The organism is Pseudomonas sp. GW821-FHT07F01, assembly GCF_059418825.1.
On sequence record NZ_JBWKQO010000006.1, the window covers coordinates 249,330 to 274,702 of the forward strand.

21 protein-coding genes and 1 tRNA gene are annotated in these 25,373 nt (G+C 64.8%); 5 read left to right on the top strand and 17 right to left on the bottom strand.

The window, feature by feature from the left end; translation table 11 throughout:
• Position 1 precedes the first annotated feature (1 nt).
• Positions 2 to 592 (top strand): hypothetical protein, encoded by a 591-nt coding sequence (locus AC07R1_RS22970; RefSeq protein WP_236203030.1) that lies wholly within the window; start codon positions 2 to 4, stop codon positions 590 to 592.
• A 102-nt stretch (positions 593 to 694) separates the two neighbouring features.
• Here AC07R1_RS22970 and AC07R1_RS22975 read toward each other — a convergent pair.
• From AC07R1_RS22975 to AC07R1_RS22985, 3 genes are all read right to left on the bottom strand, one after another.
• Positions 695 to 770, bottom strand: a tRNA-Thr gene (locus AC07R1_RS22975).
• Positions 771 to 883: 113 nt separating this feature from the next.
• Positions 884 to 1,840, bottom strand: a complete 957-nt coding sequence (gene speB, locus AC07R1_RS22980) for an agmatinase (RefSeq protein ID WP_011058702.1) — start codon at positions 1,838 to 1,840, stop codon at positions 884 to 886.
• A 29-nt stretch (positions 1,841 to 1,869) separates the two neighbouring features.
• On the bottom strand, positions 1,870 to 3,255 hold the full coding sequence (locus AC07R1_RS22985) for a sodium:solute symporter family protein (protein ID WP_495110972.1): 1,386 nt from the start codon (positions 3,253 to 3,255) through the stop codon (positions 1,870 to 1,872).
• Positions 3,256 to 3,453: 198 nt separating this feature from the next.
• On the opposite strand from AC07R1_RS22985, the gene AC07R1_RS22990 reads away from it, so the two are divergent.
• The gene (locus AC07R1_RS22990) at positions 3,454 to 4,098 is read left to right on the top strand and encodes an amidase (RefSeq protein ID WP_065364809.1); all 645 of its coding nucleotides are present in this window, start codon (positions 3,454 to 3,456) and stop codon (positions 4,096 to 4,098) included.
• 53 nt (positions 4,099 to 4,151) lie between these two features.
• On the opposite strand, the gene AC07R1_RS22995 is transcribed toward AC07R1_RS22990, so the two are convergent.
• From AC07R1_RS22995 to AC07R1_RS23035, 9 genes are all read right to left on the bottom strand, one after another.
• Positions 4,152 to 4,373: a formate dehydrogenase subunit delta gene (locus tag AC07R1_RS22995; protein WP_011058705.1), complete on the bottom strand. Its 222-nt coding sequence runs from the start codon at positions 4,371 to 4,373 to the stop codon at positions 4,152 to 4,154.
• The gene (gene fdhF / locus AC07R1_RS23000; RefSeq protein WP_077933213.1) at positions 4,370 to 7,267 is read right to left on the bottom strand and encodes a formate dehydrogenase subunit alpha; all 2,898 of its coding nucleotides are present in this window, start codon (positions 7,265 to 7,267) and stop codon (positions 4,370 to 4,372) included. The genes AC07R1_RS22995 and fdhF overlap by 4 nt, the downstream gene beginning before the upstream one ends.
• Positions 7,264 to 8,823, bottom strand: a complete 1,560-nt coding sequence (locus AC07R1_RS23005; protein ID WP_103290611.1) for a formate dehydrogenase beta subunit — start codon at positions 8,821 to 8,823, stop codon at positions 7,264 to 7,266. The genes fdhF and AC07R1_RS23005 overlap by 4 nt, the downstream gene beginning before the upstream one ends.
• Positions 8,823 to 9,299 carry a formate dehydrogenase subunit gamma gene (locus AC07R1_RS23010; RefSeq protein ID WP_011058708.1) on the bottom strand — a complete coding sequence of 159 codons (477 nt, stop codon included), beginning with the start codon at positions 9,297 to 9,299 and terminating at the stop codon, positions 8,823 to 8,825. Before AC07R1_RS23010 ends, AC07R1_RS23005 begins: the two co-directional genes overlap by 1 nt.
• A gap of 404 nt (positions 9,300 to 9,703) precedes the next feature.
• Positions 9,704 to 10,519, bottom strand: coding sequence for an ABC transporter permease (locus AC07R1_RS23015; protein ID WP_495110973.1), 816 nt, complete (start codon positions 10,517 to 10,519; stop codon positions 9,704 to 9,706).
• A gap of 7 nt (positions 10,520 to 10,526) precedes the next feature.
• Entirely contained in the window at positions 10,527 to 11,363 is an 837-nt protein-coding gene (locus tag AC07R1_RS23020; protein WP_011058710.1) for an ABC transporter permease, read from the bottom strand.
• Between the two features lie 10 nt (positions 11,364 to 11,373).
• Positions 11,374 to 12,486 carry an ABC transporter substrate-binding protein gene (locus tag AC07R1_RS23025; RefSeq protein ID WP_015633809.1) on the bottom strand — a complete coding sequence of 371 codons (1,113 nt, stop codon included), beginning with the start codon at positions 12,484 to 12,486 and terminating at the stop codon, positions 11,374 to 11,376.
• Positions 12,487 to 12,571: 85 nt separating this feature from the next.
• A complete protein-coding gene (locus tag AC07R1_RS23030) occupies positions 12,572 to 13,663 on the bottom strand; it encodes an ABC transporter ATP-binding protein (RefSeq protein ID WP_019093895.1) in 1,092 nt (363 codons plus the stop codon).
• Between the two features lie 149 nt (positions 13,664 to 13,812).
• Positions 13,813 to 14,730, bottom strand: coding sequence for a LysR substrate-binding domain-containing protein (locus AC07R1_RS23035; RefSeq protein ID WP_011058712.1), 918 nt, complete (start codon positions 14,728 to 14,730; stop codon positions 13,813 to 13,815).
• A 283-nt stretch (positions 14,731 to 15,013) separates the two neighbouring features.
• Here AC07R1_RS23035 and AC07R1_RS23040 point away from each other — a divergent pair, with 283 nt between their 5' ends.
• Positions 15,014 to 16,597 (top strand): zinc-binding metallopeptidase family protein, encoded by a 1,584-nt coding sequence (locus AC07R1_RS23040; protein WP_183000655.1) that lies wholly within the window; start codon positions 15,014 to 15,016, stop codon positions 16,595 to 16,597.
• Between the two features lie 285 nt (positions 16,598 to 16,882).
• On the opposite strand, the gene AC07R1_RS23045 is transcribed toward AC07R1_RS23040, so the two are convergent.
• From AC07R1_RS23045 to AC07R1_RS23065, 5 genes are all read right to left on the bottom strand, one after another.
• Positions 16,883 to 18,091 (bottom strand): methyltransferase, encoded by a 1,209-nt coding sequence (locus tag AC07R1_RS23045; protein WP_495110974.1) that lies wholly within the window; start codon positions 18,089 to 18,091, stop codon positions 16,883 to 16,885.
• Between the two features lie 48 nt (positions 18,092 to 18,139).
• Complete coding sequence (locus AC07R1_RS23050; protein ID WP_011058716.1) at positions 18,140 to 18,829, bottom strand: ABC transporter permease; 690 nt, start codon at positions 18,827 to 18,829, stop codon at positions 18,140 to 18,142.
• The gene (locus AC07R1_RS23055) at positions 18,829 to 19,521 is read right to left on the bottom strand and encodes an ABC transporter permease (protein WP_011058717.1); all 693 of its coding nucleotides are present in this window, start codon (positions 19,519 to 19,521) and stop codon (positions 18,829 to 18,831) included. Before AC07R1_RS23055 ends, AC07R1_RS23050 begins: the two co-directional genes overlap by 1 nt.
• Before the next feature lie 66 nt (positions 19,522 to 19,587).
• Entirely contained in the window at positions 19,588 to 20,340 is a 753-nt protein-coding gene (locus AC07R1_RS23060; protein WP_011058718.1) for an ABC transporter substrate-binding protein, read from the bottom strand.
• A gap of 13 nt (positions 20,341 to 20,353) precedes the next feature.
• A complete protein-coding gene (locus AC07R1_RS23065) occupies positions 20,354 to 21,127 on the bottom strand; it encodes an ABC transporter ATP-binding protein (RefSeq protein WP_011058719.1) in 774 nt (257 codons plus the stop codon).
• A 565-nt stretch (positions 21,128 to 21,692) separates the two neighbouring features.
• Here AC07R1_RS23065 and gabP point away from each other — a divergent pair.
• Together gabP and AC07R1_RS23075 are read left to right on the top strand one after the other, a co-directional pair.
• Entirely contained in the window at positions 21,693 to 23,084 is a 1,392-nt protein-coding gene (gene gabP, locus AC07R1_RS23070) for a GABA permease (protein WP_011058720.1), read from the top strand.
• Between the two features lie 196 nt (positions 23,085 to 23,280).
• Entirely contained in the window at positions 23,281 to 25,311 is a 2,031-nt protein-coding gene (locus AC07R1_RS23075) for a DKNYY domain-containing protein (RefSeq protein WP_495110975.1), read from the top strand.
• The last annotated feature ends 62 nt before the right edge of the window (positions 25,312 to 25,373 follow it).

Genomic DNA, 25,373 nt, shown 5'->3' on the forward strand with positions numbered 1-25,373 from the left:
CATGGCCGATCCACTTGAGTGGTGTGTTGTCGTTTGGAATACGTTGGGTAGTACTACCGGTGAGAAAGGTACTGACTGGAGCACGCTTGGGGTTGCTGCCGTTACAGGGCTTGTCGGAATTTTAGGAAGCACCTGGAACTTGAATCGGCAGTCCAAGGCCGAAAGCCGTAGCGTTCGGGCTGCTCTACTTGCTGAGGTAGGGGCGTTGCTTGAGGTAGCTGAGCGTCGAGGATATCTTAAGTCTCTTCATGAGGGGGTGAAGGCTATATCATCCTACCCAGCACTTGAGCTTGAAAAATTTAGTGATAGCGACTTTGCGATCTCGATCAAAATCCCGGATCACTACAACCGAATCTATCAAGAAAATGTGAAGCGACTGGGAACGTTGTCCGTTTCTGAGGCTATGCAAATTGTTCGTTTCTATCAGCTCGTGGATAGCTTGAGAGTGGATGTGACGGAAGGTGGGATTCTCTTTGAAGGCACCAAGAACTATGAGGCATTCCAAGAGGCTGCTCAGATACTCGAAACCGCAATGGCTATCGCCCGCTCATTGACCGCTGAACGGAAAAAATTCTGGCGGCGTTTTTTCTAGGAGCGTGGACAGAATGTGGACGCTTGCGGGGGCAGACCACGTTGTTCGGCAGTATCCAGAAACAACAAAGCCCTCGCATCGCTGCGAGGGCTTTGTTTTGTATGGTGCCGGCACCAGGAGTCGAACCCGGGACCTACTGATTACAAGTCAGTTGCTCTACCAACTGAGCTATACCGGCGTGTCAGGGCGACGATTATAGCGATTGGCGGGCTTCTGTAAACCCCTGAAATCTGACTATTTTTGCGAAGCGCTCAGGGCCGTGTCCGCTGGCAAACGATTGGCTGGCCCTCCTCAGGAGCCTTGCGCTATCGATTCGGCGAGGATGCACAGCAACTCGAACATCAGGGTCGCGCCCACCAGGGCGGTGGCGCCGCCGACGTCGAAGGGCGGCGAGACTTCCACCACGTCGGCGCCGACCAGGTTCAGGCCGCGCAGGCCGCGGATCATCTGCTGGGCCTGGAGGGTGGTCATGCCGCCGATCTCCGGGGTGCCGGTGCCGGGGGCGAAGGCCGGGTCGAGCACGTCGACGTCGAAGCTGATGTAGGTCGGGCCGTCGCCCACCACGCGCCGGGCTTCGGCCAGGGTGGCTTCGACGCCGATGTCGGCGAACTCTTCCATGTGGATCACGCGAATCCCGCAGTCCCGGGCGAAAGCCTCGTCGTCGGCGCTGTAGATCGAACCGCGAATGCCGATCTGCACCGTGCGCTTGGGGTCCAGCAGGCCTTCTTCGATGGCGCGGCGAAAGGGCGTGCCGTGGGTGTAGAGGTTGTCGCCGAAGTAGCGGTCGTTGGTGTCGGAGTGGGCATCGAAGTGCACCATGCCGATGGGGCGGTGGCGGGCCAGGGCGCGGAAGATCGGCAGGGTCACCAGGTGGTCGCCACCCACCGCCAGGGGCACGGCGCCGGCCTGGTGCAATTGGCTGAAGAAACCTTCGATCTGTTTCAGCGAATCCAGCAGGTCGATGGGGTTCACCGGTGCATCACCCAGGTCACCGACCCGGACCAGGTCATAGGGGGCGATGCGGCTGACATGGTGCACCTTGCGCATCAGGCTCGACTGGTTGCGCACCTCCCGCGGGCCGTGGCGGGCACCGGCACGGTTGGTGGTGCCGCCGTCCCAGGGCACGCCCACCAGGGCGATCTGCACCTGGGCCGGGTCGTTGAACAGCGGCAGGCGCATGAAGCTTGGAATGCCGGCGAAGCGTGGTACCAGGGCGGCATCCACGGGTTGGGGAAAGGGCTTGGACATGGCGGGGTTCCTTGTTCGCTGTGAAGGGTTTATTCGGCGGCGTTGCGCAGTGCCGGTGCCGCCCGGCTTGTCAGGCTGACGCCGACAAAGGTCAGCAGGCTGACCCCGAGCCCGTAGTAGATCGGGGTGTTGGCGAGAATGCCGTCGCGGACCATGAACGCGATCACCGTCAGGCTGCCGGTGAGCATGCAGGCGATGGCGCCCCTGGCCGAGGCGCGGCGCCACAGCAGCGCGCCCATGATCGGCACCAGCAGGCCGCCCACCAGCAGGTTGTAGGCGATGCTCAGCCCGGCGATCACGTCGTTCACCAGGCACGCCATCAACAGCATCGCCGCGCCCAGCCCGAGGGTGATCCAGCGGCTGCTGGCCAGGTGGTTTTCCCCGCCCCGGGTAAGGAAGCGGCTGTAGATGTCTTCCTTGAGCACCGTGGCCGAAGCCAGCAGGCAGGCGCTGGCGGTGGACATGATGGCGGCCAGGGCAGCGGCCACCACCAAGCCGCGCAGGCCGGCGGGCAACACGCTGCGGGTGATTTCGGCGAAGGCGTTTTCCGCCACCGCCAGGTCCGGCAGCAGCAGCTTGGCGGCGGCCCCCACCAGGGCGCAGGCGGCGCCATAGAACATGCAGTAGATCCCGGCGCCGAGCCCGGCGTAGCGCACCACGCTTTCACTGCGGGCGGTGAACAGCCGCTGCCAGATGTCCTGGCCGATCAGGGCGCCGAAGAAGTACAGCAGGAAGTAGGTGAGGATGGTGTCCAGGCCGATATTGCCCAGCTCGAAGAAGCCCGCCGGCAGGTTGGCCTGCAAGGCTTCCAGGCCGCCGGCCTGGCCCAGGCTCATGGGCAGCAGGACGCCGAAGATCCCCAGGGTCATGATCACGAACTGGATGATGTCGGTGAGGGTCAGCGACCACATGCCGCCGATCACCGAGTAGAAGATCACCAGGCCGCCGCCGCAGAGGATCGCTGTGATCCGCGGGATCTCGAACACCACTTCGGTGATCGAGCCGATGGCGATGGTGGCGGTCACCGCCACCATCAGGTCGTAGGCCACCATCACGCAGCCACCGATCAGCCGCGAGGACGCCTGATAGCGCTGCTCCAGGATCTGGGTCACGGTAAAGACCCGCAACTGGGCGATCTGCCGGGAGAACACCAGGCTCAGCACGATGATCCCCAGACCCAGCATGAACACCAGCCACAGCCCGGAAATGCCGTAGCTGTAGCCCAGGCGCACCGAGCCTATGGTGGAAGCGCCGCCGAGCATCACCGCCGACAGCGTGCCCAGGTACAGGGCCGGGCCCAGGCGGCGCCCGGCCACCAGAAAGTCATCCTGGCTTTTCACTTTGCGCATGCCCCACCAGCCGAGGCCGGCCATCAGCAGGACGTAGATCGCCATTACCAGATAATCGAGTGCCATAACCGTCGCTTCCTTTTGTTTTTGTTGTTGAAGGCAGGTCGGGGCAGCGTAGGTGGCAGGGGTTGCCGGGTACATCCCGGCGGGCACAAGCTGGCTTGTGTTTTGTGGAAAGTGCCTGGGTGGCAGTGAAGGCTGCGGGTACTCGGCCGATAGCCTGTGCGGGCCCGGTGGCCGCCTCAGTCAAAGGAAACTTCAGTGATGAATCTCGCAACTCCCACCCTGCTGGCCGCGTTGGCGTTGCTCAGCGCTTGCAGTGTCAAACCGGTACAGCCCTATTCGGAACCGCCCCTGAGCGTGCCGACCGCGCAGTTGCGGGTGATCACCAACGGCGAGGTGCGCGGGGACGCCTATGCCGGGTGCCTGGGGGACAGCAAGCGCCTGGCCAAGGCCGGGCGTTTCGGCAGCGATCAACAGGCCAACATCAACTACCCGCAGTTCCCGGTGCAGCCCCGGCAGATCGACATGCTGCCCAGGTTCGCGCCGAAACTGCCGGCCTACGCAGGGGCAATCCGCAGGGGCGAGGGCGCCTACAACGAGATCGCCACCGAGTACCGGGTACCGGCGGGCCGGCCTTTCCTGCTGGAAGGCGGGGGCGTGGCGGCGGGTGGCTATGGCAGCACCTACAGCACCTGCCCCGAGGTGAGGAAGGTGGTGCTGTTCGAGCCGGGCAAGAGTTACGAGGCCTATGTCGGCCTGAACTACATCCCCCAGGCGAACGGCGAAACCGCAGCCATGTGTGCCTTTGCGGTGTACCAGTTGTTGCCCCTGGGCAAGCCGGGAGCGGTCATGCCGATGGCGGTCCAGGCCAAGCCGCCGGTGGACAGCAAGTGCCCGGGTAGCTGAGCCGTTGGAGGGTAGCCCCGGCCTGGGGTAGCAGGCCGGGGGTGAGGGCTGGTCTAGGCCTCCCAGCCCGCGTCGCGCACCGCCTGCTGCACGAGTGGATGCAGTTCGGCCCCTTGCTGCTCGGTCTGCCAGGCCAGCAGTTCCTTGCGCATGCCTGGGGTCCAGAACATCTGCATGTGGTTGCGCACGCTGAGCACGGCCTGTACCTGGTCCGGCTCATTGGCGAAGTACGAGGCGATCTGGTTGGCCATCTTGATCAGGTTGGCGGTGCTCATCGGCGCACCTCCGCCTTGCCGCCCCGGGAGCGGCCACGCTTGTCCAGCAGGCGATGCTGCTCTTCGCTGAATGCCTGGTAGCGCTTCTGCCATTCGGAAGGGTGGTAGACGCGGCTGACTTCCACCGCGGTGACCTTGTATTCCGGACAGTTGGTGGCCCAGTCGGAGTTGTCGGTGGTGATCACGTTGGCCCCCGACTCGGGGAAGTGGAAGGTGGTGTAGACCACCCCCGGTGCCACCCGCTCAGTGACCCGGGCCCGCAGCACGGTCTGCCCGGCGCGGCTGCCGATGCCCACCCAATCGCCTTCGTTGATGCCCCGGCTCTCGGCATCGGTGGGGTGGATTTCCAGGCGGTCCTCGGCGTGCCAGGCGACGTTGTCGGTGCGTCGGGTCTGGGCGCCGACGTTGTACTGGCTGAGGATGCGGCCGGTGGTCAGCAGCAGCGGGTAGCGACCGTTGACCTTCTCGTCGGTGGGCACGTAGCCGGTGAGCATGAAGCGCCCCTTGCCACGCACGAACTCGTCGATGTGCATGGTCGGCGTGCCGTCCGGCGCGGCGTCGTTGCACGGCCATTGCAGGCTGCCGTGGCGGTCCAGGCTGGCGTAGCTGACGCCGGTGAAGGTCGGGGTCAGGCGGGCGATCTCATCCATGATTTCCGAGGGATGGCTGTAGTGCATCGGGTAGCCCAGGGCCGCGGCCAGGGCCAGGGTGCCTTCCCAGTCGGCCTTTCCGCCCAGCGGTTCCATGACCTTGCGCACCCGGGAGATGCGCCGTTCGGCGTTGGTGAAAGTGCCGTCCTTTTCCAGGAACGAGCTGCCCGGCAGGAACACGTGGGCGAACTTGGCGGTTTCGTTGAGGAAGATGTCCTGCACCACCACGCATTCCATGGCCGACAGGGCCGCGGTCACGTGCTGGGTGTTGGGGTCGCTCTGGGCGATGTCCTCGCCCTGGCAGTACAGGCCCTTGAAGCTGCCGCCCAGGGCTGCTTCGAACATGTTGGGAATGCGCAGCCCGGGATCGGCCTGCAGGGTGACGTTCCAGGCCTGCTCGAACTGCTGGCGCACCGCCTGGTTGGAGATGTGCCGATAGCCCGGCAGCTCGTGGGGGAAGGAGCCCATGTCGCAGGAACCCTGGACGTTGTTCTGCCCTCGCAGCGGGTTCACGCCCACCCCTTCGCGGCCGATGTTGCCGGTGGCCATGGCCAGGTTGGCGATGCCCATGACCGAGGTGCTGCCCTGGCTGTGCTCAGTGACCCCCAGGCCGTAGTAGATCGCCGCGTTGCCGCCGGTGGCGTAGAGGCGGGCAGCGGCACGGATGTCGGCGGCGGGCACGCCGCAGATGGCGCCGAGCACTTCCGGCGAGTTGTCCGCGCGGCTGACGAAAGCGCTCCACAGGGCGAAGGCCTCGGGCTCGCAGCGGGCGCTGACGAACTCCTGGTCGACCAGCCCTTCAGTGACGATCACATGCGCCAGGGCATTGAGCATGGCCACGTTGGTGCCGGGGCGCAGGGCCAGGTGCAGCTCGGCGCGGGCGTGCACCGAGTCCACCAGGTCGATGCGCCGCGGGTCGATGACGATCAGCTTGGCCCCTTCACGCAGGCGCCGTTTGAGCTGGGAACCGAACACCGGGTGCGCGTCGCTGGGGTTGGCGCCCATCACCAGGATTACGTCGGCCTGCATCACCGAGTCGAAGCTCTGGGTCCCGGCGGATTCCCCCAGGGTCTGCTTGAGGCCGTAGCCGGTAGGCGAGTGGCAGACCCGGGCGCAGGTGTCGACGTTGTTGTTGCCGAAGGCCGCCCGCACCAGTTTCTGCACCAGGTAGGTTTCCTCGTTGGTACAACGGCTGGAGGTGATGCCGCCGATGGAATCGCGGCCGTACTTGAACTGGATGCGCCGCAGTTCGCTGGCGGCGTAGGACACTGCTTCGTCCCAGCTGACTTCCTGCCAAGGGTCGCTGATGTGCTTGCGGATCATCGGCTTGGTGATGCGGTCCGGGTGGGTGGCGTAGCCCCAGGCGAAGCGGCCCTTGACGCAGGAGTGGCCGTGGTTGGCCTGGCCGTTCTTGTCCGGAACCATGCGCACCAGCTGGTCGCCCTTCATCTCGGCGCGGAACGAGCAACCCACGCCGCAGTAGGCGCAGGTGGTGATCACCGCCCGCTCCGGCTGGCCCATCTGCACCACGCTCTTTTCCATCAGGGTGGCGGTAGGGCAGGCCTGCACGCAGGCGCCGCAGGACACGCATTCGGAGTCCAGGAAGTTGTCGCCACCGGCCGCCGCAACCCGGGATTCGAAGCCGCGGCCGCTGATGGTCAGGGCGAAGGTGCCCTGGGTTTCCTCGCAGGCGCGCACGCAGCGGTTGCAGACGATGCACTTGCTCGGGTCGTAGTCGAAGTAGGGGTTGGAGGTGTCTTTCTGATCCTGCAGGTGGTTGGCGCCGTCATAGCCGTAGCGCACTTCCCGCAGGCCCACCTGGCCGGCCACGGTCTGCAGTTCGCAGTTGCCGTTGGCCGAGCAGGTCAGGCAGTCCAGAGGGTGGTCGGAGATGTACAGCTCCATCACGTTGCGGCGCAGGGTCGCCAGTTTCGGCGTTTGCGTATGCACCACCATGCCTTCGCTGACCGGGGTGGTGCAGGAGGCCGGGTAGCCGCGCATGCCGTCGATCTCCACCAGGCACATGCGGCACGAACCGAAGGCTTCCAGGCTGTCGGTGGCGCAGAGTTTGGGAATGGTGGTGCCCATCAGGGCCGCGGCGCGCATCACCGAGGTGCCCTGGGGCACGCTGATGCTGCGCCCGTCGATGTTCAGGCTGACCTGCACCTGGCTGTCGCGGGCCGGGGTGCCGAAGTCCACGGCATTGAGATCGATATCTGTGGCTGGGTCGAAAAGAGTGATCATTGCTCGGCCTCCGAGGGCGCCAGACCGAAGTCGGCGGGGAAGTGCTTCAGGGCGCTGGCCACCGGGTAGGAGGTCATCCCGCCCAGGGCGCACAGCGAGCCGTATTGCAGGGTGTCGCACAGGTCCTTGAGGATCAGCGCCTGCTCATCGCGGCGGCCTTGATCGGGAGCGGCCAGCAGGCGATCGATGACCTCCACGCCGCGGGTCGAGCCGATGCGGCACGGGGTGCATTTGCCGCAGGATTCCTCGGCGCAGAACTGCAGGGCGAAGCGCGCCATGCGGGCCAGGTCCAGGCTGTCGTCGGCCACCACTACGCCACCGTGGCCGAGCATCGCGCCCATGGCGGCGAAGGCTTCGTAATCCAGCGGCGTATCGAACTGCGAAGGCGGTACCCAGGCGCCCAGGGGGCCCCCCACTTGCGCCGCCTTCAGTGGCCGGCCGCTGGCGGTGCCGCCGCCATAGCCTTCCACCAGCTCGCGCAGGGTCAGGCCGAAGGCCCGCTCCACCAGACCGCCGTGGCGCACGTTGCCCGCCAGTTGGAAGGGCATGGTGCCCAGGGACCGGCCCATGCCGTAGTCACGATAGAACGGCGCGCCCTTGGCCAGGATCAGCGGCACCGAGGCCAGGGTCAGCACGTTGTGCACCAGGGTTGGCTGGCCGAACAGGCCTTGCAGCGCCGGGATCGGCGGCTTGGCGCGGACGATGCCGCGCTTGCCTTCCAGGGAGTCCAGCAGGGCGGTTTCCTCGCCGCAGATATAGGCCCCGGCACCGACCCGCACCTCCAGGTCGAAGGCCTGGCCACTGCCGCTGACATTGGCCCCGAGGTAACCGGCATCCCGGGCGATGTCCAGGGCCTCGCGCAGGGTCGCCACGGCCTGGGGGTATTCCGAGCGTACGTAGATGTAGCCGTAGCTGGCACCGACCGCGAGGCCGGCAATGGCCATGCCTTCGATCAGCAGGAACGGGTCGCCCTCCATCAGCATGCGGTCGGCGAAGGTGCCGGAGTCGCCTTCGTCGGCGTTGCACACCACGTACTTCTGCTGCTGCGGCGTGTCGCGCACGGTGCGCCATTTGATCCCGGCGGGGAAGGCCGCGCCGCCACGGCCGCGCAGGCCGGAATCGAGCACCGCGGCCACGGTCTGCTCGCCGCCCAGGGCGATGGAGCGGGTCAGGCCCTCGAAGCCGCCGTGGGCCCGGTAGTCGGCCAGGGACAGCGGCCGGGTAATGCCGGCGCGGGCGAACAGCAGGCGTTGCTGGTTCTTCAGGTAGGGCAGGTCTTCGACCCGGCCCAGGGCCAGGGGATGGCTTGCGGCATCGCCTTGCAGGGCGTCCAGCAGCGCCGGTACGTCGGCGGCGCCCACCGGGCCGAAGCCCAGGCGCCCGTCCGGGGTGTCGACTTCCAGCAGCGGCTCCAGCCAGTACAGGCCACGGGAGCTGGTGCGTTGCAGTTGCAGCGGCAGCTGGCGCTGTTCGGCCTGGGTGGCGATGGCCTTGGCCACTTCATCGGCGCCCACGGCGCGGGCCAGGGAATCACAGGGCAGGTAGAGGCTGGGCATTACGCGTCCTCCCGGCAGCTGTCGAGCAGCGCGTCCAGGCGCTCGGCGCTCAGGCGTGCATGCAGCTGGCCATCCAGCTCCAGGGCTGGCGAGCAGGCGCAGGCCCCCAGGCAATACACCGGCCGCAGGCTGATGTTGCCGTCGGCGCTGCTGCCGTGGTCGTCCAGTTGCAGGCGCTCGCGCAGTTGCGCCGCCAGTTGCTCGGCGCCGCGGCTCTGGCAGGATTCGGCGCGGCACAGGCGCAGGATGTGCCGCGCCGGCGGTGCGCTGCGAAAGTCATGGTAGAAGCTGATTACCCCGCGAACTTCGGCCTGGCTCAGGTTGAGGCTGTGGGCTATTTCCGGGATGGCGGGATCGGGGATGTAGCCGAGCTCTTCCTGGATCTGGTGGAGGATCGGCAGCAGCGCGCCCGGGGAGTCTTTGTGGCGCTCCAGCAGGCGGTGGATCAGAGGCAGGTGCAGTGTTTCATCAGGCATACAGCATTCCTCACGGTCACGGACAAACCTGGTGGTTGTCGGCTGTCCGAAAGTGTCGGCTGCGGCGCTGGTTGCCACGTCACGGTAGCGCGGCGTTTCAGGCCGTTGGCCATGCACCCTGAATGGGCATCTTGTTGTACCCGGCGCGGTCGTTGCCGCACCTGTTCAGGGCATAAAGGGCAGCTTGACACGCTGCTTCTGGTTCATCTGCACGAAAGCGACTTGTTCGGTTCCATCTACGACCACCCATTGAGTCTAGAAGAGCCTGGGCAACCGGGTGGGCGAGCGGGGCACTATCGGATAAAACGCGGGGAGTGAGGGATGACTTCGGTCAGCTCGGAAGCGAATAGCCAGGGAGTAGGGTGGGCCCTGTGGCGAGGGAGCAAGCTCCCTCGCCACAGGCGTTAGGGGCGGGCGCGGCGCTGGGCGGCGTACTGCAAGGCCAGGCGGCCCATGAGTACCAGCAGGGTCAGGCCGATCAGCAGCACCGAGATCGCCGCCACGCTGGGGTCGACGTTATCGCGCAGGCCGCTCCAGATCCGCCGCGGCAGGGTGTTGACGTCGACACTGGTGATGAACAGGGTCACCGCCACTTCCTCCCAGGACAGGGCAAAGCTCAGCAGCGCGGTGGAGAAGATCCCCAGCTTGAGGTTCGGCAACATCACCAGGAAGGTGGTCTGCATCAGGCTCGCCCCCAGGTTGCGCGAGGCCAGTTCGATGCGCCGGTCCACCTGGCTCAGCGCCACCAGCATGGTCACCACGCCGTAGGGCACCACCATCACCACATGGGCGATCACCACCCCGGGCAGGGTGTCGTAGCCCCAGCCCGGGGCGATGCGCCCGAGGTTGGTTTCCATGAAGTACAGCACCAGCGCCGAGATCACCGGCGGAATGGCCATGGGCAGCAGCACCAGGCCGATCAGCAGGGTTGCCAGGCGCGAGCGCAGGTACCAGATGCCGAGGCTGAAACTCACCGCCAGCAGGGTGGCGATCAGGCTGGTGGCGCTGGCGATGGCCAGGCTCTGGCCGATGCTCGACAGCCAGTCGGGGTTGCTCAACAGCGCCTCGTAGTGGCGCAGCGACCAGTGGCCGTCGGGCATCGACAGGTAGCGTTTGGCGGTGAAGGAAACCGGGATCACCGTCAGCAGCGGGAACAGCATGAAGGCCATGGCGACCACGGCGATCAGCCGGGTACTCAGGGCAGTGCGATGTGTATTCATAGTGACCTCAACCCACCAGTCGATTGACACGGGTGATGCGCATCAGCAGCCAGATCAGCGCGCTGACCAGGGTCAGCAGCACCAGGCTCAGGGCCGCGCCCAGGCCCCAGTTGCTGGTCTGGAACATCTGCAGGAACACGTATTCGGCAATCATCACCGTCTGCCCGCCGCCCAGTAGCACCGGGGTGATGAAGAAGCCCAGGCAGAACACGAAGACCATGATGAATGCCCCCAGCAGCCCCGGCAGGGTCTGCGGCAGCAGCACCTGCCAGAAGGTGCGCAGGGCGCCGGCCCCCAGGCCGCGTGAGGCCAGCAGCACCCGTTGATCCAGCTGGCGCATGCTCGACAGCAGCGGGAACAGGGCATAGGGGATCATGAAGTGCAGCATGCCGATCACCACCCCCAGTTCGTTGCGGGTCAGTTGCAAGGGGTGATCGATCCAGCCCAGGGACAGCAGGCTGTCGTTGACCACGCCGTTGCTGCGCAGGGCGATCAGCCAGCCGAAGGCCCGCACCAGCACTGAGATCCAGAACGGGATGAACACGCAGATCTCCACCATGCGTTGCCAGAACGGCGGGCTGAACACCCAGCAGTAGGCCAGCAGGTAGCCGATCACCAGGGCCAAGAGGCTCACGGTCAGGCACAGGCGCAGGGTGCGCAGGAGCATGTCGTGGATCGCCGGATCGGTTGCGATGCGCTGGTACTGCCCGAAGCCTGTCTCCGGCAGGGTGAAGCTCCAGCTCACCACGCCGAAGAACGGCAACAGGTAGAACACCACCAGTAGCAGCGGCAGCGGGAACAGCAGCAGGCTGCGTTCCAGGCGTGCGGTTCGGGTTGCACTCATGGTCGGCGGCTCATTTGGACAGGTGGGTCAGGTACTGCTCCAGGGTGCTGGAGTAGTGGTCGGCGTACCACTGGGTGTCGAGGAAGATCTGCTTCTTCATGTTGGCTTCGGAGGCGCAGTTGATCTCCCGCTGTTCGGCGCTCATCAGTTGCTGGGTGGCGGCGTTGGACGGGCCGTTGCCCAGGGCCTCGAACAGCTTCAGTTGCCCGGCCGGCTGCAAGGCGTGCTGGATGAACTGCATGGCCGGTGCGGTGCCCGCGGGGTTGTCCTTGAGCACGCCCCAGCTGCTGGCGTTGAGGAAGGCATGGTCGAAGCCCCACTTGATGCGGCCGCCGCTGTCTTCGTGGAGCAGGGTGGCGCGGGTGTGCCAGATGGCGCCCATGGAGGCTTCGCCTTCGATCATCAACTGCTGGCTTTCCGCACCCGACCCCCAGAACGACAGGACATGGGGCTTGAGCTCATCGATCTTGCGCAAGGCGCGGGGCACGTCCAGCGGGTACAACTGCTCGGCGGCCACGCCATCGGCCAGCAGCGCGGCTTCGAGCATGCCGTTCATCCACTTGTAGAGGGTGCGCTTGCCGGGGAATTTCTCCACGTTCCAGAAATCCGCCCAGTCCTTGGGGCCGTTGTCGCCGAACTTCTGGCTGTCCCAGGCGATCACGTAGCTGAACAGGTAGCCGGCGATGCCGTGCTCGTGGGACAGCGACGGCGCCACCAGGTCCCGCTGCACCACGCTGTAGTCCAGGGGTTGCAGAACCTTGTCGCGGCCCAGGGTCATGGCGCTGTAGCTGTCCACGTCGACCACGTCCCAGCTCGGCCGGCCGCTGGCCAACTGCGAACGGATGGCCCCTTCGGTGGGGCCGGCGCCGTCGATGCGCACCGGGATGCCGGTGCTCTTGGTGAAGCTGTCGGTCCAGGCGCTGCGAAAGGCATTGAGTGCGTCGCCGCCCCAGTTGACCACCACCAGGGGCTTGTCGGCGGCCCAACTGATACCGCTGCGCAATGCCAGGGGCACCGCCGCCAGCAGGCCCATGGCCTGGAGGAAGGTGCGGCGGCTGACCTGCCCGCCGCGGGCTTTTTCGATGAGGATTTCAATGCAGTCGCGTTGATGGTGCTGGCTCATGGGGCAAGTCCTCGCGAGGCCGGTGCAGGGCGCGCCGGCCGATTATTGTTAGGGGAGAGCTGTGCGCGATGGGGGAGCGGCCGGCTCAGGCTTCCAGCAGGAAGCTGTGGCGTACCGGCCAGCTCAGCCACACCGGGGTGCCGCTGGGCAATCGGGCGCCGGGGTGGTCGCCGGGCACCGAGAGGTTCACCGGTGCCAGTTCCGGGCTGATGTTCAGCGCCAGGTGGGTGCTGGAGCCCTGGTACACCCGCTCGCCGAGGCAGGCGGGCAGCACGTTGTGCTCGCCGGCTTGCGGGCGCTCGGTGTGCAGGGTCATGTGTTCCGGGCGTACCGCCAGCAATTGCGGCTGGCTGCTGATTTCCCCGGACGTGGTGGCCTGCAGCGGGCTGTCGCCAAAGCGTCCGCTGGCCTGGCTGCCGTTGCGGGAAATGCCTTGCAGCGGGAACAGGTTCATCTTGCCCAGGAACTCGGCGACGAAGCGGTTGCGCGGGCGGTCGTAGATGGTTTCCGGGGTGTCGATCTGTGCCAGCCGCCCCTGGTTGAAGATGGCGATGCGGGTCGACAGCGCCAGGGCTTCACCCTGGTCATGGGTGACGAAGACGAAGCTGGTGCCGACCTGGCGATGAATGCGTTGCAGCTCGGTCTGCAGTTGCTCGCGCAGGTTCTTGTCCAGGGCCGAGAGCGGCTCGTCCAGCAGCAGCATGTCCGGCTCGAACACCAGGGCCCGGGCGATGGCGACGCGCTGTTGCTGGCCACCGGAAAGTTCGGACGGCTTCTTGTTCAGGTGGGCGCCCAGGCCCACCACTTCGAGGATGTGCTTGACCCGGCGCTGGCGCTCCTCGGCTTTCACGCCTCGGATGCGCAACGGGTAGGCGACGTTGTCGGCCACGCTCATGTGGGGAAACAGCGCGTAGCCCTGGAACACCATGCCGTAGTTGCGTTTTTCCGCCGGCCGCCGGCTGATGTCCACACCGCGCTCCAGCAGCTTGCCGGCGCTGGGGGTGAGGAAGCCCGCGAGGATCATCAACAGGGTGGTCTTGCCTGAGCCCGAGGGGCCGAGCAGGGTGAGGAATTCGCCTTGGCGAACGTCGAGGTCGATGCCGTCCAGGGCAGTGAAATTGCCGTAGAACTGGCTGATTCCTTGGGCGCTGAGTTGAGTCGAGGGACTGCTGGACACTACGGAGATCTCCCGCAAAGCCGGCCTGCGCTATGGAATTTTTATTGTCGGAACAGCAGGCGGTCGGCTCATTATTGTGAAAAGCAACGCCACATCAATGGAATAATTTTTGTCTCATTGGTGAGTGAAATTTCCCAGTCGCGAGCGCCTCAGGGTTCGCCGGAGGGGGCGTCCGAGATGTGCTGGGCGCTGGTCTGCAACTGGTTCTTCAACCAGGCGCTGAAGGCCTGGACCACCGAGCGCTCGGCCTTGGCCGGGTCGATCACCAGGAAGTAGCCGCGCAAGGCGCTGATGCTGATGTCGAACGGGCGCACCAGCAAGCCCCGGGCCAGGGCGTCGCCACTGAGCAGGTTGTCGCCAATCGCCACGCCCTGCGCGGCGATGCAGGCCGACTGGGCACAGTGCGCATCGGAGAAGGTGATGCCGCTGTCGGCGTTGACCTGGCTGGCGCCCGCCGCTGCCAGCCAGACCCGCCAGTCGCTGGTGTCGCTCATGTGGATCAGCGGGAAGTCCTTGAGGTCCAGTGGGGTCTTCAGGCCGCCGATGGCGTTGATCAGGCGTGGGCTGCACACCGGCGAGAAGCGCAGGGTAACGATCTGCTCCACCAGCAGCCCCGGCCAGTCGCCGATGCCATAGGCGATGAACAGGTCGGCTTCGGCGTCGCTGGTGTCGTCCTGGGAGCGCGGGCTGACCACTTGCAACTGCACCTGGGGGTACTGGCGCAGGAAACCGTTGATGTGATTGCACAGCCAGAAACTGGCGAACCCCGGGTTGCAGCTGATGCGCAGTTTTCCGGACACCGACAGGCCGTCGAAACGCCTCCCGGCGTCCTGGATGTCGGCCAGGATGCGCCGCACCTCCCGGGCATAGCACTGGCCCTGGTAGGTCAGGCCGATGCCGCGCCCAACCCGTTCGGTGAGGGCAAAACCCAGGCTCTGTTCCAGGCTGATGATCTGGTGGCTGATGGCGCTGCGGGTCAGGCTCAGTTGCTGGGCGGCAGCAGTGACGCTGCCCAGCCGGGCGACCGCGTCGAGGGCGCGCAGGGCGGTGATCGAGGGGTAGCGCATACAACCTCCGGGTCAAGGGAACCTGTGTTCGACGGCGTTCGTATTCCGCACATAGTGCGGCGCAGTATGGGCCGCCCTCTCGGCAAACTGGTCAATTTACTTTGACATTGCCGCCTAAAAAATTCGATTGATGTAATCGGCGCTTCACCAATACTGGGCCTCGATCCGGCCTTTAGCCGACCGGACAAGCCTAATAACAACAAGAGGTCCCGCAGGCCGAGTGGGGGCGCTGTGGCGTCCTGGCGCCGGCCGGCCGGAACCTGGATAACCAGGAGTGCCGCGGATGTCCCGTTACAAAGAATTCGCCATGGATTGGGTTGAGCGCCACCGCCAGCAACTGTCGGACTGGCACCAGATCATCTGGCATTACGCCGAGCCGGCCTTTCGTGAATACAAGTCCAGCGCCTGGTACGTGCAACTGCTGGAAGCCGAGGGCTTCACCGTCGAGCGCGCCAGCGGCGGCATGCCCACGGCCTTCTGCGCCACCTTCACCCAGGGCCAGGGACCGCTGCTGGCCACCTACGGCGAATACGACGCGGTGCCCGGCAACTGCCAGGCGGCCACTACCCGCAAGCAGCCGCGCGATGGCCTGTCGCGCTTCGCTCCTGGGCACACCGACCCGCACTCGGCCCTGGGCATCAGCGCCCTCGGCGGGGCCCTGGCGGCCAAGGCGACTATGGTGGAATTCGGCCTGCAGGGCAGCATCAGGTTCTTCGGCGAGCCGGCGGAAAAGCTCCGCGCCTCCAAGCCGGTCCACGCCGCCAAGGGCTACTACGATGACCTGGATGCCGCCATCAGTTTCCACCCCACCTACATGCTGCCGCTGAACAACACCACCACCTGGGACACCCACTGCGGCATCGCCTACGCCTACATCTACAGCTTTACCTGCGAGGATCCGCAGAACTGGATCGCCGCCGATCGCTACAGCCCGATCCCGCAGAACCATCTGGCGGCCCGGGCGCCGGGGGCCAACGACGCCCTGGTGCATTTCTACACCCTGAACGAAAGCCTGCGCCGTTCGACCCTGCCGTTCACCGGCCTGTGGAGCTACAACGAGGCGATTCTCACCGCCGGCCAGGCCACCGCGGACAACCTGCCGCCGCACCTGTCGCAGATCCAGTACCTGCTGCGCTGCGATTCCATCGAGCAGGCCGAGACCATCTCCCAGGTCATGGACAACAACGCCGCAGCGGCGGCCATGGCCACCGGCTGCCGCTGGAAAAAGACCTGGGTGTGCAAGTCCCGGGGCGGCCTGCCCAACCACGTCATGGCCCAGGCCACCTACGACAACCTGGCGGCGGTGGGTGCTCCACAGTGGGACGAAGAAGCCCGGGAGATCGCTCGGGAAATCCAGCGCAACCTTGGCCTCGAAGCCATGGAACGGCCATTTCTGCCGGCCACCGAAGCCTTGATCGAACCCCAGGAATGCGAGCGCCAGATGCGCCTGCAAATGCCCGCCTGGCAGAACTACCTGACCTCCGATGACTACCCGGAATACACCTGGCACTGCCCCACCGTGCGCCTGCTGGTGGCCCGGCCGATGCTCAGTGCGCCGCCGGGGACGGTCTATCCGGATTGGGTGTCCAACGCCCTGGGCGGCATCCGCCAGACCATCGACCCGATGATCGAGGTCGCCGCCAAGACCATTGCCGCGACCCTGGTGGACCTGCTGACCGACGAGGCGTTGCTCAGCGCGGCCAAGGCCGAGTTCGTCGAGCGCACCGGTGGCGGTATCGGCGGCAGTCGCTGGCAGGCGCCGCTGCTGCCCGAGGACTTCAAGGTGCCCCACGATTTCCGTTGGCCGGAGTACATCAGTACCGCCCGGGGCGAAGAATGGTGGATCCCGGCGCGAGCGGACGAATAGCCCGCGGCAGGAGGTGACAGAGCCTGTGGAAACGGCCTGGACGAGAGGGCGTTATGCCCGTTCGTTCAGGTGTTTATGCACAACGGATGGGTTGCCAGGGCCTGGACGGGCCGGTTTTGTGGACCGTTTCTCATTCCTTGCGCAACTGGCTGTTTTTTCGACGGTTTATTTTGTGAACAAAAAATGACCAGCCTCTGTTTTTGGCTCCAGGCCAGGCTTTCATGGGCTTTCATTGAATTCCATCAACAGACTTATCCACAGGTCGCGACAGGCCGTCGCAGGCTCTCAACGCTCCGCCAGAAGCAGCAGATTGCGCGGGGTCAGGTGCGCAGGGCAGAAGGTGCCCAGGCGTACCTGGTAGCCCTGCTGTTGCAGAAACAATGCCCGGTCCAGCACCAGCCACAGTTCCAATGGCCGGCGGAACAGGCCGCGCAGCAGTTCCAGGTTGCGCACCTGGGCCAGGCGCTGCCAGCCGGCGGCTTCCAGTGCCGGCCAGTCTGGCTGGCCCACTGTGGATAACTCCTTGAGCGCGAAAAGGTCGCGGCAGTAGTCGGCGAAGGGCTTGTCCAGCCAGTGGCTGGGCAGCGACGGGGTGGGCAGGTATTCATCGACCCCGCGCACTTGCCGCTGCAGCAGGTCGAAAGCCAGGCGGCGGGCCATGGAGCTGTCGCGCTGGCGCCGCACCCGAGCGCCGGCGGTGACGGTTTCGCTCATGGGCAGGGCCAGGTCCTCCAGGGACAGTTGCAGGTGTGATGCCTGGGCCGCTGTGGATAACCCCTGATAGTGGCTGGCGCTGGTGCGGTTGTAGCAACAAGGGGCAATGGCCAGTTGCTGGCAGCCGTTCTGGCTGGCCAGCTGGATCAGGCGCACATGCAGGTCGCCGCAGGCGTGCAGGGCCACTGGGGTGTGTCGGGCATCGAGGTGGCGGTCGGCGTCGGCGGCCAGTACATCCTGGTGCAGGTGCCGGGCAGGCAGGCCGTGGTGCTGGCTCAGCTGCGCGCCGCTGGTCACCAGCGCCGGATCGTATTCCAGGCAGGTCAGTTGTTGCCCGGGCTGCAGCAGGCGCCGCCCCAGGTGGCCCTTGCCCGAACACCAGTCGAGCCAGTGCTCGGTTGCCCGGGTGAAGTGCAGGCGGCCGGCGAAGGCTTCGATCTGCTGCCATTTGCGCCCGGGGACGTCGACACTGAGGCGCTGGCGCAGGGGCGGCAATGCCTGGCCGGGCCATTCGGCCACGGCAGACAGGGCCCCGGAGCGCGCGGCCAATTCGCCGAAGGGGGCGGGTGCCTGGAGGTGTTCCGGGTGGTTGTGGGCAGCCTCGGCGTCTTCCAGGGTGCGCTGGCGCAGCCACTGGGCGAGTTCCGGGTAGGAGGTTTCCCAGGGCAGGTGCAGATACTGGAACGGACGAGGCCGCCAGAGATCCTGGTGTTCAAGCAGGAAGCCGTCCAGGGCCTGGAAGCGATCGAGCAGCGCGGGGCCTTGGAGGATGGCGGGCATGGTGTCGAGTCCGGGGCAGACCCGCTCCCTGGCGGGAGCGGGAGAGGGTCAGCGTCCCTGGCAGGCGTCGACCCGCAGCCAGCGTTCCAGTTGGCGGAAGGCCTGGACCAGGATGAACGACATCAACAGGTAGAACACCCCGGCGGTGAAGAACATGTCCACCGTCAGGTAGTTGCGGGCGATGATGGTACGCGCCATGCCGGTCAGCTCCAGCAGGGTCACGGTGCTGGCCAGGGAGCTGGCCTTGAGCATCAGGATCACTTCGTTGCTGTAGGCCGGCAGGCCGATGCGCGCCGCCCGCGGCAGGATGATATAGAACAGCGCCTTGGGCCGGGACATGCCCAGGGCCCGCGCGGCTTCGATCTCACCGGGGGGAATGGCCTGGATGGCGCCGCGCAGGATCTCGGCGATGTAGGCCGCGGTGTGCAGGGTCATGGTGGCGGTGGCGCACCAGAACGGGTCGCGCAGGTAGGGCCACATGAAGCTGTCGCGCACCGCATCGAACTGCGCCAGGCCGTAATACACCAGGAACAGCTGCACCAGCAGCGGCGTGCCGCGAAAGAAGAAGATGTAGGCGTAGGGCAGGGCGCGCACGTACCAGAGCTTGGACGAGCGGGCGATGCCCAGCGGGATGGCCAGCAGCAGGCCGAGAATCACGGCGATGCCCACCAGCTCCAGGGTCAGCGTCGCGCCCTGGATGAACTTCGGCAGCCATTTGTAGATGACTTCCCATTCCATTACGTCGTCCTCACAAAGCCGCGGGCGGCGCGTTTTTCCAGGAAGTGCATGCCGGTCATGGCCAGCACGGTCAGGCCCAGGTACATGAAGGCCGCGACCATGAAGAAGGTGAAGGGATGCTTGGCGAAGGTCACGGCGTTCTGCGCGTGGCGCATGATTTCTTCAAGGCCGATCACCGACACCAGCGCGGTGTCCTTCATCAGGATCATGAACAGGTTGCCCAGGCCCGGCAGGGCGATGCGCCACATCTGCGGCAGGATCAGGCGGCTGAAGATCCGAAACTTGGAAAGGCCCAGCGCGGTGCCGGCCTCGCGGTGGCCCTTGGGGATGGCCAGGATCGCGCCACGAAACACTTCAGTGGCATAGGCGCCGAAGCACAGCCCGAGGGCGATCACCCCGGCGAGAAACGGACTGAGGGCCAGGTCGGGGTTGCCGAAATGCTCGCCCAGCGCGCTCATCATGTTCACCGTGCCGTAGTAGATCAGCAGCACCCACAGCAGTTCCGGGACGCCGCGCACGATGGTCGAATAGGTTTCGCCAAGCCAGCGCAGTGGCTTGTACGGGGAAGTCTTGGCCAAGGCGCCGAGCAGGCCGAGCACCAGCCCCAGGCATAACGCCGAGAGGGCCAGCTTGACGGTCATCAGCGCGCCGGCGGCGAGCGCCGGGCCGAATCCGTAGAGATCGATATTCATGGGGTCTGGATGGCTTTGCTAAGGACCGGCGCCCAGGGGGGCGAGCACCGGTCAGGCAAGTCAGTATCAATAGATGCTGAACGGGAAGTACTTGTCGTTGATCTTCTTGTAGGTGCCGTCGGCCACGATTTCTTTCAGGGCGGCGTTCAGCTTCTCGCGCAGTGGATCTTTCTTGCGCACGGCAATCCCGATCTTGTCGCTTTCCACCATTGGCTCGCCCTTGAACTCATAAGGCTTGCCCGCGTCGCTCTTGAGCCACTCGTAGTTGACGTACTTGTCGGCCAGGATCGCGTCCAGGCGGCCGGAGGTCAGGTCCAGGTAAGCGTTTTCCTGGGTGTCGTAGAGCTTGATGGTGATGTCGTCGCCCAGGTTGTCTTCCAGCCAGGTGCCGGCCAGGGTCGCCCGTTGCGCGCCGATGATCTTGCCCTTGAGCGAGGCCTTGTCGGTCTTGAAGTCGGTCTTGGCCTTGGGCGCGATGAACTGCAGCTTGTTGGAGTAGTACGGGTCGGTGAAGTCCACCGCCTGCTTGCGCTCATCGGTGATCGACAGCGAGGAGATCAGGAAGTCGAACTTCTTCGCGTTCAGGGCCGGGATGATGCCGTCCCAGTCGGAGGTGACCACGGTGCACTCGACTTTCATCTTGGCGCACAGGGCGTCACCGATGTCCTTGTCGAAGCCCACGACCTGGCCGCTGGCGTCCTTGTTGTTGAACGGTGGGTAGGCTGCTTCGATGCCCATCTTCAGGGTCTCGGCGGCAGCGCTGGCGCTGAAGGCCAGGGTGACGGCAGCGGCCAGGAGGATTTTCTTATAGCTCTGCATGCGTGTAGCTCCGTTAGCGGTTGCTGGACATGAATTGTTTGCAGCGTGCCGAAAGCGGGTTCTCGAAGACCTGCTGTGGCGATCCTTGCTCTTCTACCAGACCCTGGTGCAGAAACACCACTTCGCTGGAGACCTGACGGGCAAAGCTCATTTCGTGGGTGACCAGCAGCATGGTGCGGCCTTCTTCGGCGAGGGCGCGGATCACGTTGAGGACTTCCTGGACCATTTCCGGGTCCAGGGCCGAGGTCGGCTCGTCGAACAGGATGACTTTGGGTTGCATCGCCAGGGTCCGGGCGATGGCGGCGCGCTGCTGCTGGCCGCCGGACAGCTGTGCCGGGTAGGCGTGGCGCTTGTCGGCGATGCCGACCTTGGCCAGCAGCGCCTCGGCCACTTCGATGGCCTCGGCCTTGCTCTGGCCCAGCACCCGGCGTGGCGCCTCGATGATGTTGTCGAGCACGCTCATGTGCGGCCAGAGATTGAAATTCTGGAAGACGAACCCGATTTCGCTGCGCAGGCGGTTGATCTGCTTGCCGTCGGCGGCTACCAGCTCGCCGTTTTTCGCGGCCTTGAGCTTGAGCTCTTCGCCGGCCACCAGGATCTGGCCCTGGTGCGGGTTTTCCAGCAGGTTGATGCAACGCAGGAAAGTGGACTTGCCGGAGCCGGAGGAACCCAGGATCGATATCACGTCACCGTCGCGTGCGGTCAGCGAGATACCCTTGAGTACCTCCTGAGTGCCGTAGCGTTTGTGCAAGTTGCGGATTTCAAGCGCGGGCGTGGCCTCAGCCATGTGCGGTCCTCATTGAGTTCATTGTGCTCCTGCTGTTGGGCGGCCTTCCTGGCGAGGCGCCAAGCTAGCATAGGGTTCCAAGCGCAGCCAACAGCGCTACCGGAGGTAAACAGACGGTGTGTGGCAGGTTGTCGCATCAGCACAGAAGACTGTCGCCCCATCAACAACCGAACGCCTGTTTGAACCCTGGATCCGCCTGAAATCCGGTAGGTGTCGCGTAAAAAAAGGCGCGATGGTGCCAGCTTTGGCCGGGTGTTGGAAGGGTTAACGGGCCAAAGGTCATGGATCTGCACTCTAATCGCTCATCGGCTGCTTTTCGGGTGTGTTTTTGGTGCGCCATTTCGTCCTGCAAGTGAGTCGGCCGGTAACGAAATGGCGAAATGCCATTGTTCTCAATGACTTGGGATTTCCATCGGTCGGCTCGCCAACCCTTGTTGCCCGGGGTTCTGTAACATTTTGGCGCAATTCTTGCGTGCGATATAAAGAACGCCCTGTTGGATTCTTTTTACGAGAACGAATGCAGACCGGGTGGAGTTACTCTTTTTTCGTTGCAAAGGTGCTTTTCATGAGCGGTACGCAACTCTCCAATGACCTCGAACAGGGGCTCAAGCCGCGGCATGTGACCATGCTGTCGATTGCCGGTGTGATCGGCGCAGGCCTCTTCGTCGGCTCCGGCCACGCCATTGCCGAAGCCGGCCCCGCCGTGCTGCTGGCCTATGCTGCCGCCGGCACCCTGGTGGTGCTGGTGATGCGCATGCTGGCGGAAATGGCCGTGGCTTCGCCGGACACCGGATCGTTCTCCACCTACGCGGACCGCGCCATCGGCCACTGGGCCGGTTTCACCATCGGTTGGCTGTACTGGTGGTTCTGGGTGCTGGTGATTCCCCTGGAAGCCAACGCTGCCGCGACCATTCTGCATGCCTGGTTCCCCAACGTGGCGATCTGGGTCTTCACTCTGGTGATCACCCTGCTGCTGACCGCCACCAACCTGTTCAGCGTGAAGAACTACGGTGAGTTCGAGTTCTGGTTCGCCCTGATCAAGGTGGTAGCCATCATCGGCTTCGTGATCCTCGGCCTCGCCGCCATCTGCGGCCTGCTCCCCAACAGCCAGGTCAGCGGCGTATCGCATCTAGTGGACACCCAGGGCTTCATGCCCAACGGCATGGGCGCGGTACTGGCCGCCATGCTGACCACCATGTTCTCCTTCATGGGCACCGAGATCGTCACCATCGCCGCGGCGGAATCCCACAACCCGGGCAAGCAGATCTCCAAGGCCACCAATTCGGTGATCTGGCGGATCGGCCTGTTCTACCTGGTATCGATCTTTATCGTTGTGGCCCTGGTGCCGTGGAACGACCCGAGCCTGGCCCAGGTCGGCTCCTACCAGACCGTGCTCGACCGCATGGGCATCCCCAATGCCAAGCTGATCGTTGACCTGGTGGTGCTGGTGGCCGTGACCAGTTGCCTGAACTCGGCGCTCTACACTGCCTCGCGCATGCTGTTCTCCCTGGGCAAGCGTGGCGATGCCCCGGCCGCCGCCAAGCGCACCAACGCCAGCGGCACGCCTTACTGGGCGGTGATCCTGTCCACCGCTGCGGCCTTCCTCGCGGTGTTCGCCAACTATGTCGCTCCGGCGGCGGTGTTCGAATTCCTCCTGGCCAGCTCCGGCGCCATCGCCTTGCTGGTGTACCTGGTGATTGCCGTCTCGCAACTGCGCATGCGCCACAAGCGCATGGCTGCCGGCGAGAAGATCGCCTTCCGCATGTGGCTGTTCCCGGGCCTGACTTACGCTGTGATCGTGTTCATCGTCGCGGTGCTGGGCATCATGCTGTTCCAGGAAGAGCACCGGGTGGAGATCCTCGCCACTGGCCTGCTGAGTGTCATCGTCATCGCTGCCGGCCTGATGGTGGCCCGTCGGCGCAAGGCCGAGCGCAATGGTGCCCTGGCACTGAACTGACGGTTTGCTCCGCTCTTTATGAAAAGGCCGCGCTCAGAAATGACCGCGGCCTTTTTCATGCCCGGATGCAACTTTGGGGGGGGGGGGGGGGCTGCTGGTGGCGGGCAGAGGCTCGCTCGCGGCCTGGCGACGGGGCGCTTTACCCACCCGGGGCGCCTGCTGATAATCCGCCACTCGGTTAGCTTGGGATGCAGCGATGAAAGACCTGGATATGGATGATGCCGAGTGGGAACTGCTCGACCTCGAATGGCATCAAGGGTTCGCCTTCGTGGAAGGGGCCCTGTTGGTGGAGGAGCGAGCCCGGGACGTGTACCTCATGCTGCAGCGTGAAGGGCGGACCCCGGCTGAGCAGGCTTGCCAGGCCGCGACCGAGCAATTCCCGGCTTCCCCCCTGGTAGAGGGCGAGCCGCTCTGGCGACATCGTGTTCATCGGCACCTGCTGCGTGATGCGCGGGTCGATTATTATGCGTTGCCCCGTTACTTCGCGCGTTATGGCTACCACCCGTTGCAAGCCTTGCCGGTGCGTGTGTGTCGGGGCTTGCAGAGCCTGGGCCATGACCATTGGCGTGATCAGTGCCGTGCCTACTTCTGTCATGACTACGGGCAGGAGGTGATCGACGGCGCGCAGCCTGAGCGCCTGGCGCTTGTGCACCCGGTGCCAGAAAACTGGCCTGCGGGGTCGGTGCTGTTCAGTGACGGGGACAAGGTCTTCCTCGGCGCCCGAGCGATCGCCAGCGCGGAGCAGCAGGTACGCGGTACCAACCATCCGGCTTATCAAGTGATCAGCGGCCAAGTCTGCCGGGGCGGCGTTGTGCTGCATCAGAAGGACGGTTCGCCGTTGCCGATTGCCAATCCGGATGGCTTCCAGATGCTGGCCTGGCGCTGGGGTACGGATGGGCATTCGGTGATCGTCCAGGCGCAGCAGGGCTCGAGCATCGCCTATGAGTATTTCTACCGCATCGACAACGTCGATCTGGCGACTTTCAGCGTGCTCAACGAGCGCTACGCCAAGGACGCACGGCGTGCTTATTACCTGACCGGAAAAACCCTGCGCTATGTCGGTGACTTCCGCCTGCTGAACCGTGTTCAGTCGGTGTTCGATGCCGGTGGCCGGATCTTGAGCCAGAGTGAAGCGGCGGACCCGTACTTTGCCGTGGACGATCAGTTCGTCTACTGCAATGGCACCCGCCTGCGTGGTGCCGATGGCCCGAGTTTCCGTCACCTGGGATTCGACTACTACGCTGACCGGCATCGCGTCTACCGGCGCAGCAAGCCGCTGGACGTGGATGTAGAGAGTTTTGTGGTGGCTCAACTGGAGCGTGGCGAAGGCAACTATTCGCCGTTGCTGGTGGGTGACAGGCACGGCCCGCTCGGTTCGGATGGGGTGATCGATGACACCATGCTGCAAGAGTGGTCGGCGTACTTCGAGGCGCATCCGCAGTTGCAAGATTATTGGTGGCATCGCTTGCAGGCACCATCGGCGTCAACAGCCCAGGCCTTGCGTTCCATCGGCTCTGGGTTCGAGCTGGGGAGCCAGGTGCACTTCCATGGCCGCCCCATCAATGGTCTGGATGCCGGTAGTTTCAAGCTGCTGGACACACACCTGTGTGGCGACGCCAATGGCTTGTATCTGATCCCCTTTCATCGCGCCGAGACCCGGGTGCCGGAGCGATTCTCTTCGGCCTGCGCCGATCATTACCGTGCCCTGGGCGGCCCGTACCTGACCGATGGCCAGAGGGTTTTTTGCCACAGTGTCTTTTATCAGGTGCCCGAGCCTATGGCCAAAGCGGATCTGGCCAGCTTCGAGTCATGCGGGCATGGCTGGGCCCGGGACAAGGGGGCGGTGTATTACTACGGCGCAAGAAAGAAGCCCCTCGACCCGGCGCACACTCGCGTCATGGGCAGCTACGCCTTCACCGCGACACTGATGTTTGCTGCCGGCAAACCGCTGGAGGTGGAATTCAGCCCGGAGGAAGTGATGGTTCCTCATCCGGACTTTCTGCAATTGGGCACGCGCAAGCTGTTCTGTGGCCGGCGGCCGGTGAGTGCCAAGCGCATCGACCTGGCCAGCCTGGAGTTTGTCGCGGACCGCTATGCTCGCGACAAACAGCGTTTTTATCAGTACGACGGCTACGCGACACTCAGCGAAATCAGCGCCGAGCAGTACCACCAGGCACTGAAGAAGGCCCCGGCAGGGGACGCCGGCTCTGAGAGTTTGGCGTTCTGAAAGGCAAAAAAGGCTGCCGTCAGCATTGACGGTGGCCTTTTTGCTGGATTTGTGACTTGTTA